Source organism: Dechloromonas sp. ZS-1 (assembly GCF_039649255.1).
GTDB lineage: Bacteria > Pseudomonadota > Gammaproteobacteria > Burkholderiales > Rhodocyclaceae > Azonexus.
The window spans coordinates 112629-127612 of the sequence record NZ_JBDIYD010000003.1; the positions used below are offsets into that span (position 1 = coordinate 112629).

The following is a 14984-nucleotide window of genomic DNA, read 5'->3' on the forward strand; positions in this document are numbered from 1 at the left end:
TCACAAGGCCATGGTCTGCCGGCTGACATCGCCGACATGGGTAAAGAAGCGCATGGCCAGCCAATCGGACAGATGCCCTGCGGCCTCGTCCAACTGCTCCAGGCGCGCTGCCAAGCCGTCGATCGGCGAGCCCTGACGGCGACGCAGACCGCCCCCCTGCTCGAAGCGGGTCAGATCGAAGCTGCGCAATTCATCGAGTGCCAGCGCCAGCCGATCTTCGCGCGGCAACGCCAAGTCGCGGCACAGACGATCCAGATAACGGGCCAGCGCCATGCCCTGAAAGAGGACACCGTGCGGATTGCTGTCGTCAAAGACGAGCAGATCGAGCACCGGCAAGAGTTCCGGCGTGCGGGAATAGCGGGAACGATAGGTGATGATCGAATCGGCGAGTTCGAGCAGCCACTCAAGGCAGCCGGCGCGCTCCGCCGCCCCCATGCGCAGGAAGGATGCCAGCGTCTGGCTCAGGAAGCTCAGCCGCTCCAGGCGACGACCGATGATCAGGAAGCGCCAGCCATCGTCACGTGTCATGTTGTCCATGGCAAAGCCGGTGAGCGACGACGAAACGCCCAGCACGCGGTCGAGGAAGGCCATCGCCTCAGTCATCGACGGATGTTTTTTCTGCGCCGCCATCTGCTCGCGCTGCAAGCGGTTGAGCGAATGCCAGTGGTCGAGCGACAAACGCTCGCGCACGTGCATGGCCGACCACATCAGGCTGCGGATGTTGCCGGCCAGGCTGCCCGGCTGATTCGGATCATAAATCGCCTCGAGGAGGACATGCTCGCTGCCCGCCTTGACCGGCTCATCCTCGTCCGGCTCCGGCAGAACACCGAGTTTCTCGGCCAGCATCAAGGCGGTATCGACGGCCGGCGTCTTGCTCCCGCCGGCTTCGACAAGGCGCGACAGCGCGACGCGCAGCATGCGGGCGCTGTCATCGAAGCGCTCTGAATAGCGCCCCAGCCAGAACAGGTTTTCGACGACGCGCGAGGAAAGATTGGCCCCGGCCCGCACCAGATCCCGCACCCCGACCGAGGGCTTGAGCAGGGTGAAGTCGCTGACTGGGCCATCGGTCAGCACCCAGGCATCCTTGGAGGCGCCACCGCGCTGCATCGAGATGATGCGCGTGTTGGCCCCTGTTGCCACGCGGGCCAGACCGCCCGGCATCACGGAATAGCCATCCGGCGTCCACACGGCGTAAGCGCGCAGGCCGACCGGCCGGGCCAGCAGGCGGCGTTCATGCGCCCGGCTCCAGGTCGGGGCCTGCGACAGGTTGACCATTTCCTGAGCGACATAGGCATGCGGACGGGCTTCCATGCGGCGCAACATCTCGGCGCGCGCTTCGCCGGTCAGCTCGTTGCCGAATACCGGGTCCATGCGCTGGGTCGGGTAGGCGGGCTTGATGACCAGTTCGTCGAAATGCTCGCGCACGTACTCCAGCGCGGGCTTTTCGCCGCACCACCAGGTGGCCACCGACGGCATGGCCAGGGGCTCGCCGAGCAGCCGCTCGCTGATCGCCGGCAAGAAGCCCATCAGGGCGCCGGAGCCGAGCAGGCCGCTGCCCAGCGCGTTGGCAATCGCCACGCGACCGGCCCGGGCGACATTGAGCAAGCCGGGAATGCCGAGCGCGGAATCGCCCCGTAACTCCAGCGGATCGCAGAAATCGTCGTCCTGGCGGCGCAGGACCACATGCACCCGCTTCAGGCCGCGCAGGGTCTTCAGGTACAAGGTGTCGCCACGCACCGTCAGATCCTGCCCTTCGACCAAGGGGTAGCCCAGATACCGGGCCAGATAGGCGTGCTCGAAGTAGGTTTCGTTGTACGGCCCCGGCGTCAGCAGGACGATGTGCGGCTGTTCGTCGCCCTCAACCGGCGCCAGCGCCGCCAGGCCGGCTTGCTGGTCGCCGAAGAAACCGGCCAGATGCTCGACCCGCAGATCGCGGAACATTTCCGGGAAGACATGCGAGACGATCAGGCGGTTTTCCAGCGCATATCCCGCCCCGGACGGGGCCTGGGTCCGGTCCGCGATGGCCCACCATTGACCGTCCGGCGAACGCGCCAGATCGACGGCATAGTGATGCAGCCAGACATCGCCCGGCGGGCGCATGCCGTGGCAGGGCCACAGATAGCCGTGCTGGCCATAGACCAGCGCCGGCGGCAGCAGGCCCTCGGCGAGCAAGCGCTGTTCGCCGTAAAGATCGCCCAGCATGGCATTGAAGAGGCTGGCCCGCTGGGCCACGGCGGCCGCGATCTCGGCCCATTCATCCGGCGGAATGATCAGGGGCAGCGGATCGAGCGCCCAGGGCCGGTCTGAACCACCCGGCTCGGCATAAACGTTGTAGGTCACCCCGTTTTCCTGGATGCGACGATCGACGACCGCGAGACGCGCATGCATCTCGTCGGGCGACACGTCGTCCAGATGCCCGAAAAACTGCCGCCAGTGCGGACGGACGTCGCCGTCCGGGCGCAGCAGTTCATCGTAGCGACCGGCGGTCCGGGGATAGATTGCGAGTAAGGTACGGGCCATGCGTGAAGAAAAAGGGGGCCAGTGAAAAAGGCTGAAAAGCGGTCTTTGCGGTGCTTTTCAGCCCTTAGCGGCGGTCAACGCGCCTTTTTCGGTCAAAAACGGCGCAAGTCTAACGTAAACGGATGCTCGGCGCTGACTTCAGGCGCCCCGGCCTCCACCCTGCCCGGCGTATGCCCGAAGCGGAAGAAGCGCGCCAGACGGCGGCTTTCGGCCTCGAAGGCATTGACCGGAAAGACATCGAAATTGCGCCCGCCCGGATGCGCCACATGGTACTGGCAACCGCCCAGCGAACGCTGCATCCAGGTATCCACCAGATCGAAGACCAGCGGCGCATGCACACCGATGGTCGGATGCAGGCAGGAGGCCGGCTGCCAGGCGCGGTAACGCACTCCCGCCACGAACTCGCCCTGGATCCCGCTGGGTTGCAGCGGCACCGGCACACCATTGCAGGTGAGCACATAACGATCGGGCGCCATGCCGCTGACCTTCACCTGCACACGCTCGACGGACGAATCGACATAGCGCACCGTGCCGCCGATCGCCCCCTCTTCGCCCATGACATGCCAGGGCTCGAGCGCATGACGGACCTCCAGGGTCATCCCCTTGACGGCAAAATCGCCGTACTTCGGGAAGCGGAATTCGAAATGCGGCGCGAACCACTCGGGCTGGAAGGCGTAGCCGGCCAGGTTCATTTCCTCGATCACATCGCGGAAATCCTGCTCGACAAAATGCGGCAGCATGAAACGATCGTGCAGCGTGGTCCCCCAGCGCACCAGACGCTGCGGCGCATACGGCTCCTCCCAGAACCGGGCGATCAGGCCGCGCAGCAGGAGTTGCTGCGCCAGCGACATGCGCGCGTGCGGCGGCATTTCGAAGGCGCGCAACTCAAGCAGCCCCAGGCGTCCGGTCGGACCGTCCGGGGAAAACAGCTTGTCGATGCAGAATTCCGAACGGTGGGTATTGCCGGTCACATCGACCAGCAGGTTACGGAACAGCCGATCCACCAACCAGGGCGGACAGGCTTCGCCGAGCGGCGGAATCTGGCGGAAAGCGATTTCGAGTTCATAGAGGCTGTCGTTGCGCGCCTCGTCGATGCGCGGCGCCTGGCTGGTCGGGCCGATGAACAGGCCGGAGAACAGGTAGGACAAGCTCGGATGGTTGTGCCAGTAAGCGACCAGGCTGCGCAGCAGGTCGGGACGGCGCAGGAAAGGCGAATCGGCCGGCGTGGCGCCCCCAAGGACAAAATGATTGCCGCCGCCGGTGCCGGTGTGGCGACCGTCGAGCATGAACTTTTCGGAAGTCAGACGCGACTGGTGGGCGGCCTCGTAGAGATGCGTCGTCTGATCAACCAGTTGCGCCCAACTCTTGGCCGGATGGATATTGACCTCGATCACGCCCGGATCGGGCGTCACGCGGAAATGCGTCAGACGCGGGTCGGCGGGCGGCTCGTAGCCTTCGAGGATGACCGGCATGTCCATCTCCTCGGCGGTCGACGCCACCGCGGCCACGATTTCCAGGTAATCCTCCAGACACTGCGTCGGCGGCATGAAGATGTACAGGCGGCCATCGCGCGGCTCGGCACACATGGCAAGGCGCGTGATCCAGGCGGCCGATTCCTTGAAGCCCGGCACGGTCTCGGACGCCTTCTCCCAGGGATGGCGACCGCGCGTAGCCTGCTGCGTGGCCTGCGCCTGTCCGACGGTCGACGCCGCCCGTGCCCGCAAATGGGCGGCAGCAGGCAGAGGCCCCTGGCAGGCGGCGGCATCCGGCGCATGCACATAGGGGAACTCGCTGCGCGCCGTCCAGGGCTGTGAATCGAGCGGCAGGCGGTAGCCCAGGGGCGAATCGCCCGGCACCAGATAGCAGCGCTCCGTGCGCAGGAACCACGGGCCGGTCTGCCAGACCTGGGCGGTATTTTTCATGATCGGCAGGACATGCCCGACCGTGTGCGACAAACCCTGCGCAAATACCTTGGCCAGACGTTCGCGCTCCAGCGGATCGTCCAGACGGGCATCGAAGGGATCGACGTTGGCGGGCAGGCGGCGTTCGCGCCAGAGGTAGTAGAAAACATCTTCGTAGGCCGGGAAGACGTATTTCGCCGCCAGTCCCAGCTTTTCCGCGACACGCGACAGGAACAGCGCGGAATGGGCGCTGGTTGCGCCGTAATCGAGCTTTTCGTTGGCATACAGGCGCGGCGTCGGCCAGATCGGTTCGCCATCCTTGCGCCAGAAGCAGTTGAGCGACCAGCGCGGCAGCTGTTCGCCGGGATACCACTTGCCCTGGCCAAAATGCATCAGCCCGTGCGGCCCGTATTTCTCGCGCAGGCGGTGGAAAAGTTCGGTGGCGCGCACACGCTTGGTCGGCCCGAGGGCATCGGTGTTCCATTCCGCCCCATCCGGATCATCGGCCGCGATGAAGGTCGGTTCGCCGCCTTGCGTGAGGCGGACATCCATTGCCTGCAGGCGGGCATCGATCTGCCCGCCCAGCGCATCGATCTCGGCCCACTGCGCGTCGGTATAGGGTTTGGTGACACGGGGCGCTTCCCAGATCCGGGTCACGCTCATCTGATGCTCGAAGGTGGTTTCGCATTCGTCGAGGCAGCCCGTGACCGGCGCCGCCGAGGCCGGCTCCGGCGTACAGGCGAGCGGAATGTGCCCCTCCCCGGCGAAGAGCCCGGAGGTCGGGTCGAGCCCGACCCAGCCCGCCCCCGGCAGATAAACTTCACACCAGGCGTGCAGGTCGGTGAAATCGGCATCGGGGCCGCCCGGGCCATCGAGCGGCTTGACGTCGGCGGTCAACTGGATCAGATAGCCGGAAACGAAACGGGCCGCCAGCCCGAGGTGACGCAACAGCTGAACCAGCAACCAGGCCGAATCACGACAGGAGCCGGAACGCTTGCTCAGGGTTTCTTCCGGCGTCTGCACGCCCGGCTCCATCCGGATCGTGTAGCGGATGTCACGCTGCAGCTGGGCATTGAGGGCAACGAGAAAATCGACACTGCGCGCCGGTTCGCGCGAAATCCCGGCGAGATAGGCCTCAAACGCCGGGCCGCCGGGCACGGCATAGAGGAAGGGCGCCAGCTCGTGACGCTGCCAGGCCTCATAGGTAAACGGCACCTGCTCGGCATGCGGCTCGAGGAAGAAGTCGAAGGGATTGATCACCGACATTTCGGCAACCACATCGACCTCGATGCTGAACTCCCGGGTCGGCTCGGGGAACACAAGGCGCGCCAGATAATTGCCCTGGGGATCCTGCTGCCAGTTGATGAAATGCTTGTCCGGGCCGACTTTCAGGGCATAGGACAAAACCCGCGTCCGGGCATGCGGGCAGGGACGCAGGCGGATCACTTGCGGCCCGAGATTGATCAGGCGGTCATAGCGATACGTGGTGACGTGGTTCAGCGCAACATGAATGGACACAGGACAGCTCCCGAAATGGACTCAGCCATCCCGATAGCAAGACGCGAACCAGGCTGTAAAACGCTGTTTTAATTGAATTTCATGGCAGGGGCATTGCCTGCATGCACCAGTGCGAGGCTGCTTTCAGGCTGCCTCGCACCGCTTCGGTGCCTCAGCCGAGCTGGCCCAGGGCGGTACGCAGGGCATCCACCGTCCGCTCGGGCTGAGTCAGTTTATCGAGCCCGAAGAGACCGATCCGGAAGGTCCGGAAGCCGGCCGGCTCGTCGCATTGCAAGGGCACGCCCGCGGCAGTCTGCAGGCCGAGGGCGATGAATTTCTTGGCATTCTGAATATCCGGATCGGTCGTATAGCTCACGACCACGCCCGGCGCCTCGAAACCCGGGGCGGCCACGCTGGGATAACCCGCCTCGGCAAGCAGGGCGCGCACCGAGCGGCCCAGCGCCCATTGCGCCTCGCGCAAGGCCTCGAAGCCGATCTGTTCCATTTCCAGCCAGGTGGCGTGCAACTGGGCCAGGCCGTCAGTGGGCATCGTGGCGTGATAGGCATGGCCACCGGCTTCATAGGTTTCCATGATCTGCAGCCACTTCTTCAGGTCGCAGGCAAAGCTGGTGCTCGTCGTGCCATCGATGCGAGCCCGGGCGCGCTTGCCCAGCATGACCAGGGCGGCACAGGGCGTCGAGCTCCAGCCTTTTTGCGGGGCGCTGATCAGGACATCGACACCGCAGGCACGCATATCGACCCAGGCGCAGCCCGAGGCAATGCAATCGAGCACGAACAGGCCGTCGACTGCCCGCACGGCCTCGCCGACGGCTTTCAGGTAATCGTCAGGCAGGATCATGCCGGCCGCCGTTTCCACATGCGGGGCAAAAACCACGGCCGGACGCTCGCGCAAAATGGTCGCCACCACGGTGTCGACCGGCGGCGGCGCGAAGGGGGCGGTATCGCCGGCACTGATCTGGCCGGCCTTCAGAACCTGGGCCGAGGCCGGGATGCGCCCCGCCTCGAAAATCTGCGTCCAGCGGTAACTGAACCAGCCGTTACGGATGACCAGGCACTTCTGGTCGGTCGCGAACTGACGCGCCACCGCCTCCATGCCATATGTCCCCCCGCCCGGCACGATGGCCACCGAGGTGGCGCCATAGACCTGCTTCAGGCCGCGCGAGAGGTCGCGCATGACGCCCTGAAAGGCCTGCGACATGTGATTCAGGGAGCGGTCGGTATAGACGACCGAAAATTCGAGCAGGCCGTCAGGATCGACGGCGGGCAACAAACGGGACATGGGCGGCTCCGGCGCTGGGTGAGGAATCACGCAGCATAGCGGGCCGCCCCGCCCGCTTCAATCCCCCGCGCTCAGGCCGCCTCGCCCATCGGCACGAGGAAGTCGCGACTGATGCCGTTGCCCAGCTGATAAATGCGATCCATGAAGTCAGTCAGCCACTCATGCAGGCCCTCCGCCAGGATGTCTTCGACCCGCCCGTAGCGCAATTGCGCTTCGAGCAGACCGGCCTGACGGCGGGTTTCGCCGGATTGGCGATTGGCCAGCAACTCCAGGTTCTTGAGCACGCCTTTCATGCAGAAACGCAGGGAGCGCGGCATGTCCTGATTGAGGATGAGCAGTTCGGCAACGCGCTCGGGCGTGATCACATCGCGATAGACCTTGCGATAAACCTCAAAGCCGGAGACCGACCGCAGCAAGGCACCCCATTGGTAGAAATCGGTCGCCACTTCTTCCGCTTGCGGATGCAGGCCGTGGTACTTGATGTCCAGGATGCGCGCCGTGTTGTCCGCCCGTTCGAGCAGGGTGCCGAGGCGGATGAAGTGGAAGGCCTCATCCTGCAGCAGGGTGCCCAGCGTGGTCCCGCGCGACAGCGAGGAGCGCATCTTGACCCAGTCGAAATACTCGCCGATGCCGGCATTGAGAATCTGGTCGAATTTGCGGTCCTTGGCCTCCAGCCAGGTGTAGTTCATGGTTTCCCACATTTCCGTGGTCACCGTGCCGCGCACCGCATGGGCGTTTTCACGCGCCAGACGCAGGCAGCTGTGGATGGACGACAGGTTATCGGGATCGCTGACCATGAATTTGAGGACATTTTCACCGTTGACCGTGTCGTAACGGGCGGCGAAAGCCTCCTCCAGACTGTTCAGGGCGATGATCGCGTGCCAGCTCTGATTCGCCGCGCTTTCGGACTGCGGCACGAGCGACATCTGGTAAGTCACATCGAGCAAACGGGCGAGGTTCTCGGCACGCTCGATGTAGCGCGACATCCAGAACAGGTGATCGGCAGTACGGCTCAGCATGATTCATCCTCCAGCACCCAGGTATCCTTGGTCCCGCCGCCCTGCGACGAATTGACCACCAGCGAGCCCTTGGTCAGGGCCACCCGGGTCAGGCCACCCGGCACCATGTTCACGCACTTGCCCGAAGACAGCACGAACGGCCGCAAATCGAGGTGGCGCGGGGCAATGCCCTCCTCGACAAAGGTCGGGCAGTTGGACAGCGCCAAGGTCGGCTGGGCGATGTAGCCGTCCGGCTTGGCAATCAGCAACTGGCGAAAGCGCTCGATCTGTTCCTTGGTCGAGGCCGGCCCGACCAGCATGCCGTACCCCCCGGCCCCGTGCACTTCCTTGACGACGAGCTCCGGCAGATGATCGAGGACGTACTTCAATTCCTCCGGCTTGCGACACATGTAGGTCGGCACGTTGTTCAGGATCGGCGACTCGTCCAAATAGAAGCGGATCATCTCCGGGACATAGGGATAGATCGACTTGTCGTCGGCCACCCCGGTCCCGATGGCATTGGCCAATGTGACATTGCCTGCCTGATAGGCCTTCAGGATGCCCGGCACGCCGAGTGCGGAATCCGGACGGAAGGCGAGCGGATCGAGAAAGTCGTCATCGATGCGGCGATAGATCACATCCACCCGCTGCGGCCCCTGCGTCGTCCGCATATAGACCACATTGTCCTTGACGAAGAGATCGCGCCCCTCGACCAGTTCCACACCCATCTGCTGAGCCAGGAAGCTGTGTTCGAAATAGGCGCTGTTATACGCGCCGGGGGTCAGCACGACCACCGTCGGATCGGCCACGCCTTGCGGTGCCACCGCCCGCAGTTTTTCCAGCAGCATGTCCGGATAGTGCTGTACCGGCGCCACCTTGTGCTTGGCGAAGAGTTCAGGAAAAAGCCGCATCATCATCTTGCGGTCTTCCAGCATGTAGGAGACGCCGGAGGGCACGCGCAGGTTGTCTTCCAGCACGTAGAATTCGCCCGCCCCGGCCCGTACCACATCGACCCCGGCAATATGGGCGTAGATGCCACCCGGCACATCAACGCCCTGCATGACCGGCCGGTACTGGGCATTGTTCAGCACCTGCTCGGCCGGAATGATGCCCGCCTTCAGGATTTCCTGATCGTGATAGATGTCCCACAGGAAGAGGTTCAAGGCCTTGACGCGCTGGCGCATGCCGCGCTCCAGGGCTTTCCACTCGCTGGCCGGAATGATGCGCGGCACGATATCGAACGGGATCAGCCGCTCCTTGCCCGCCTCTTCGCCATACACCGCAAAGGTGATGCCGACACGGTGAAAAGCCAGATCGGCCTCGGCCCGCTTGCGCTCGATGCGCTCGCTCGGCGTTGATTTCAGCCAGGCATCGTACCCCTGGTAATGCGCCCGGACGCCACCATTGGCGTCATACATCTCGTTATAGAAGTTCATGATGGACACTCGTCTCTGAGGATGCTCCCGGCTTAACTACAGCAGCAAGCATGCCACCCGAAAAACATCCATCAAATCAAGGCCATTCCCTGCACCAAACATGACATACGCACCAGCGCGGTGCGATACAGCCTCAGCGTGGTGCAAAGAAAAAGCCCTGCGGGCACAGGCCGGCAGGGCTTGGGGCGAGACGGCCGGAAGGCCGTCGCTGCATCAGGCGCGTTCGAAGATGACCGCAATACCCTGACCGCCGCCGATACACATGGTGACCAGCGCGTACTTGCCGCCGATGCGTTCCAGTTCGTACAGGGCCTTGGTTGCGATGAAGGCACCGGAACAGCCAACCGGGTGACCCAGGGCGATGGCACCGCCGTTCGGGTTGGTCTTGGCCGGATCCAGACCCAGCACCTTGGAGACCGACAGGGCCTGCGCGGCAAAGGCTTCGTTGGATTCGATGACGTCCATCTGATCCAGGGTCAGGCCAGCCTTTTTCAGGGCCAGCTTGGTCGCCGGGATCGGGCCTTCGCCCATGACGTCGTTCGGCACGCCGGCCACGGCGTAACCAGCGATGCGGGCCATGGCCTTCTGGCCATTCTTGGCAGCCACATCGGCTGCAGCCAGCACGAAGAAGGCAGCGCCGTCGTTGATACCGGAAGCGTTACCGGCGGTGACCGTACCGTCCTTCTTGAACGCCGGCTTCATCTTGGCCAGGGTTTCGACGGTGGTGCCACGCTTGATGTACTCGTCGGCATCGAAGACCACTTCGCCCTTGCGGGTCTGCTTGACGATCGGCACGATCTGCGACTTGAAGTAACCGGCATCCTGTGCGGCAGCGGCACGACGCTGGGACTCAGCGGCGAATTCGTCCTGCTGTTCGCGGGTGATGCCATGCTTGGCAGCCAGGTTTTCTGCGGTGATACCCATGTGGCCGACGCCAAACGGGTCGGTCAGCACGGCCACCATGGAGTCGACGGCCTTGGTGTCACCCATGCGGGCGCCGGAACGCAGCGCCGGCATCAGGTAAGCGGCCTTGGACATGACTTCGACACCGCCACCGATCCCGTAGTCGGCATCGCTCAGCATGATGTTCTGGGCGGTCGTGACGATACCCTGCAGGCCGGAGGCGCACAGGCGGGACACCTGCATGGCCACGGACTCCATCGGCAGACCGGCCTGAATGGAAGCAACGCGGGAGGCGTAAGCGTAGCGGGAGTCGGTCGGCATGGTGGTGCCAACGGTGACATAGTTGATCTGCTGCGGATCGACGTTGGAGCGGGCAACCGCTTCCTTCATCACGATGCCGGCCAGTTCGCTGGTTTCGAAATCGGCCAGGGAACCACCGAAAGAACCGATGGCGGAACGGACTGCGCTCAGAACGACAACTTCTCTGCTCATGTAAACACCTCCACTAGAAATTGATTCAGCCCACCAGACTGGCGAGCCCCAACAAAAAGAGCAACAACATCCACAGCACCGTGGCTCGCCAGACGAGCCCCACGGCGCTTTGCATGAAATCGGCGTCAGGCGGATCCCCCACGCCCAGCGCGGCACGATCCGTCACTTCGCTGCCATCGACAATCGGCGAGCCGAGTTCGACCCCCAGCGCGCCCGCCCCTGCCGCCAGCACGATCCCAAGATCGCGATCCGGCCAGGCGGCAGCCTGATTGCGCCAGCAATACACGGCATCCTCGAAATCACCGACGATGGCAAAAGCGCTGGCCGTGGCACGCAACGGCAACCAGTCGATCATACCGAAAATGCGTTGTGAAAATGTAGCAAAATTGTTTCCCTCCGCGATCTCACGGCGCGACCAGCGCTCGTAGACGATGTGCGCCAGGCGGTAGAGAACGGCACCGCACGGTCCGGGCAACAGGACAAACCAGAACAGCACGGCAAAGACATGGCGATGCGAGGCCGCCAAAGCCATCTCGATACTGAGACGGGCAATCGCCTCGCTGCCCAGATGATCGGCCGAGCGCCCCTGCCAGGCGGCGAGTTGTTCACGCGCCCGCGGCAAATCCTCAAGACGCAGCGCCAGTTGGATTTCGGTGTAATGGTGGCTGAACTGCCGGAAGCCCATCGTCAGGTACAAGACCAGTACGTTCAGGATGAAGCCAAAGAGCGGATTCAAGGCACAGAGGGCAACGTACAACCCGCCGATCACGAGTACGGGCAAGGCCACCGCAATGCCCCAGGCGAGCACGCCATGCCGGTGCGCACCGGCATTAACCTGCCCCTCCACGAAATCCGCCCAGGCCGCCAGCGGGTCCGCCACGAAACGGCGGTAATTCAGCGGTTGCAGTTGCTCCAGCAGGAAAACGGCGATCAGGGAAAACAGGCTCATGGTGCGACGTCGACGGCCTCTATGGGCAGAAATTCAATCAGGCTCACCACCATACCACAGCACGACGCAGTCACGTGGGCAGCAATCCCATGCGGGCGCACAACGAGCGGATCATGCCGGCGGTCGCCCCCCAGATGAAATACTCTCCCCAGGGCATCGCATAGTAGCTACGTAATGCGCCGCGGTAATGCAGACTGTGCTGCTGATGATTGGCAGGATCAAGCAGGAAGGCGAGCGGAACCTCGAAGGCCTCGGCCACCTCGAAGGGATCCAGCTGCAGTTCAAAAGGCGGCTGCACCAGGGCCAGCACCGGCGTGACGGCAAAACCGGTACCGGTTCGGTATTCCGGCAGATAGCCAAGCGGTTCGACATGACGACGGGCCAGCCCGATTTCCTCTTCCGTCTCGCGTAGGGCGGTATGGAGCGGGCTCAGATCCTCCGGCTCGACGCGCCCACCGGGAAAGCTGATCTGCCCCGCATGGTCCTTCAGATGCGCCGTGCGCTGGGTGAGCAACACGGTCAAGCCGGTCGCATGCTGCACGATGGGGAAGAGGACTGCCGCCGGCGTCAAGGCCAGGGCATCCGATCCATCCTCCTGGACAACGACGCCCTGAAGCGGTTCAGGGGCAGCCGCCGCGCGCAATTGATCCAGGCTGATCGTCATGCTGCGTCGGAATCTTCCTCGATTTCGGCGTTGACCGCCGCCAGCGCATCCTGGAGCGTCTCTTCAGACAGCAGATTGATCGAGGTGGCGACCACATCGGCCGCCTCAACGGCAGCCACGGGCAGGCGCTTGCTGTCCAGGCTGGCGATCAGCGCAGCAGAAGCGCCCACCACCTTGAGGAGTGCTTGCCGCTCGCCCATCAGAAGTTCCAACTCTGTGCGCAGAAGCGCTATTTCCTGATCGCGTTGCGGCATCGTGTTTCTCCTAGAAGCGTTTTTTCAATGTCATCGTGTTGCCGTCCCGCTGCATTTCCATGCGATTGAGGAAACTCATGCCCAGCAAGGCTTCCGGCATTTCGGTCGGCATCACGACAGCCTCGACATTATGCAACGTAATGTCCCCGATCCGCACGGTATTCAACACAACACGGGAAACCACGGCGTTGCCGTTGGCCGTGCCGACCAGCCCCTTCTGCCCCTGATTGGGATCGATCCCGATCCGCCGGGCATCGGTGGGGCCAAGCGCGATGGAGGTCGCACCGGTGTCGACCAGGAAGCGCAAGGAAGTGCCATTGACGTTGCCGGTGGTGATGAAATGGCCGCGCCAGTCCGCGGTCAGGATCACCTTGCCGGAGCCATCTGCGGCCGGTGCCCCCACCGCATGCTGACCGACGCGCAGCGGACGCTTTTTGCCGCCGATCTCGACGATCACCTGATCCCCGCTGATCGAAATCACCCGGACCCCATCGAGCGACTGCCCCACCGGCACGGACTGAGGTTCGCTACCGTTGATGATCAGCATGGCCTTGCTCCCCATGATGCCGGCCAGCCCCACGTTTTGGGCGAGCACGGGCATCGCGGCGAGCGCCCCCACAACAGCCAACGTACAATACCGTGTCATTTTCTGGAGGCTGCCCACCATGTTGCCTGTTGCCATTTTTCGTCATGCTCCCATTGAAGGACCGGGCTATTTTGCCATATTCCTAGAGAATAACCGGATTCCCTGGCAGCTCATCGCAGTGGATGCGGGCGCCCCCATTCCAGCGCAAGCCGCCGACTTTTCCGGCCTCTGTTTCATGGGCGGCCCCATGAGTGTCAATGACCCTTTGCCCTGGATCGAACAGAGCTGCGCCCTGATCCGCGATGCCGACCGCCTCGGCAAGCCGGTGATCGGCCACTGTCTGGGCGGACAGCTGATGAGCAAGGCCCTGGGCGGCGAGATCACCCGCAATCCGATCAAGGAAATCGGCTGGGGGCCTGTTTTTGCAGAACGCCACGCCCTCGCTCAAACCTGGCTGGGCGAACAGGCCGGGCAATCTGTCCCGCTCTTTCACTGGCACGGGGAAACCTTCAGCCTCCCGCCGGGCGCAAGCCGCCTGCTGGGCAACACCGCCTGCGCCAACCAGGCCTTTGTCCGAGGTCCGCATCTCGGCATGCAATGCCATGTCGAGATGACGCCGGAGATGATCGCCAGCTGGTGCGAGCATTGGCCTGAGGAAGTCGCCGGCGTCGAGGTGCGCGAAGCGATCCAGACACCGGAGACCATGCTGCGCGAGGCGCCGGATCGCCTGCCGGCCATGCGGCGCTTTGCCGACGCGCTCTATGGCCACTGGATCCGCGGTCTGGCACGCTGAAGACCGACCGAGAACGCAGCATACAAAAAGGGGCCGCTTCCGCCGCCCCTTTCTCTTTCAGATTTTCCCGCCGCGCCGACGGTCGACCGTCGGGAAAAGCCAAAAATCGCCAAAAATCCGGTGCCTAATCAAGCGCCGATCAATCGCGGTAGTTGCCGTCCTTGATCGGGAAATCGGTGATTTTTGAACGGACGAGCGTGATGGCCTCGCGCAGTTCATCGATCTTCTTGCCGGAAACACGCACGGCATCGCCTTGAATCGAGGCCTGGGCCTTCAGCTTGGCATCCTTGATCAGCTTGACGATCTTTTTGGCGAGTTCGCTGTCGATCCCGTCCTTGATCTTCATTTCCTGCTTGGTCTTGTTGCCGGAAACGCTTTGCACCTTCTGGACATCCAGACGCTTGACGCTGTCCTTCTCCTTCTTTTCCATGGCCGGGAAAAGCAGGTCCTTGATCTGGTCGAGCTGGAACTCGGAATCGCCCCAGAGCGTGATGACCTTGTCCTTCTCGTTCAGCTCGACCTTGGCCGAGGTGCCCTTGAAGTCGTAGCGGTTGTCGATCTGGCGTGCGGCGACATCGACGGCGTTCTTCAGCGCCACCATGTCGGCTTCGGACGTGAAATCAAAAGACGGCATTTTGAAACTCCTGAAATGAAAAACCCGGCACGCAGCCGGGTTCCAACCGGTTAACCC

At 63.4% G+C, this 14984-nt stretch carries 12 protein-coding genes; 1 reads left to right on the top strand and 11 read right to left on the bottom strand.

The genetic code is table 11. The features are described 5' to 3' along the window. From AACO21_RS05610 to AACO21_RS05655, 10 genes are all read right to left on the bottom strand, one after another. Positions 1–2520: a circularly permuted type 2 ATP-grasp protein gene (locus AACO21_RS05610; protein WP_346191521.1), complete on the bottom strand. Its 2520-nt coding sequence runs from the start codon at positions 2518–2520 to the stop codon at positions 1–3. Positions 2521–2612: 92 nt separating this feature from the next. Continuing rightward, a complete protein-coding gene (locus AACO21_RS05615; RefSeq protein WP_346191522.1) occupies positions 2613–5939 on the bottom strand; it encodes a transglutaminase family protein in 3327 nt (1108 codons plus the stop codon). Positions 5940–6090: 151 nt separating this feature from the next. Further along, positions 6091–7218 carry an alanine--glyoxylate aminotransferase family protein gene (locus AACO21_RS05620; RefSeq protein ID WP_346191523.1) on the bottom strand — a complete coding sequence of 376 codons (1128 nt, stop codon included), beginning with the start codon at positions 7216–7218 and terminating at the stop codon, positions 6091–6093. A 71-nt stretch (positions 7219–7289) separates the two neighbouring features. Beyond that, positions 7290–8237: an alpha-E domain-containing protein gene (locus tag AACO21_RS05625; RefSeq protein ID WP_346191524.1), complete on the bottom strand. Its 948-nt coding sequence runs from the start codon at positions 8235–8237 to the stop codon at positions 7290–7292. Then, positions 8231–9652, bottom strand: coding sequence for a circularly permuted type 2 ATP-grasp protein (locus tag AACO21_RS05630; RefSeq protein ID WP_346191525.1), 1422 nt, complete (start codon positions 9650–9652; stop codon positions 8231–8233). The genes AACO21_RS05625 and AACO21_RS05630 overlap by 7 nt, the downstream gene beginning before the upstream one ends. A gap of 213 nt (positions 9653–9865) precedes the next feature. Continuing rightward, positions 9866–11047 carry an acetyl-CoA C-acyltransferase family protein gene (locus AACO21_RS05635; RefSeq protein WP_346191526.1) on the bottom strand — a complete coding sequence of 394 codons (1182 nt, stop codon included), beginning with the start codon at positions 11045–11047 and terminating at the stop codon, positions 9866–9868. 25 nt (positions 11048–11072) lie between these two features. Continuing rightward, on the bottom strand, positions 11073–11996 hold the full coding sequence (locus AACO21_RS05640) for a CobD/CbiB family protein (RefSeq protein ID WP_346191527.1): 924 nt from the start codon (positions 11994–11996) through the stop codon (positions 11073–11075). Positions 11997–12066: 70 nt separating this feature from the next. Then, complete coding sequence (locus AACO21_RS05645; protein ID WP_346191528.1) at positions 12067–12660, bottom strand: CoA pyrophosphatase; 594 nt, start codon at positions 12658–12660, stop codon at positions 12067–12069. Then, the gene (locus tag AACO21_RS05650) at positions 12657–12914 is read right to left on the bottom strand and encodes a hypothetical protein (protein ID WP_346191529.1); all 258 of its coding nucleotides are present in this window, start codon (positions 12912–12914) and stop codon (positions 12657–12659) included. The genes AACO21_RS05645 and AACO21_RS05650 overlap by 4 nt, the downstream gene beginning before the upstream one ends. Positions 12915–12924: 10 nt before the next feature. Then, a complete protein-coding gene (locus AACO21_RS05655) occupies positions 12925–13596 on the bottom strand; it encodes a TIGR02281 family clan AA aspartic protease (RefSeq protein WP_346191530.1) in 672 nt (223 codons plus the stop codon). Here AACO21_RS05655 and AACO21_RS05660 point away from each other — a divergent pair. Continuing rightward, positions 13580–14293: a type 1 glutamine amidotransferase gene (locus tag AACO21_RS05660; RefSeq protein WP_346191531.1), complete on the top strand. Its 714-nt coding sequence runs from the start codon at positions 13580–13582 to the stop codon at positions 14291–14293. The two genes, AACO21_RS05655 and AACO21_RS05660, sit on opposite strands and share 17 nt — an antisense overlap. Positions 14294–14432: 139 nt before the next feature. On the opposite strand, the gene AACO21_RS05665 is transcribed toward AACO21_RS05660, so the two are convergent. Then, a complete protein-coding gene (locus tag AACO21_RS05665; RefSeq protein ID WP_346191532.1) occupies positions 14433–14927 on the bottom strand; it encodes a YajQ family cyclic di-GMP-binding protein in 495 nt (164 codons plus the stop codon). Positions 14928–14984: the final 57 nt, after the last annotated feature.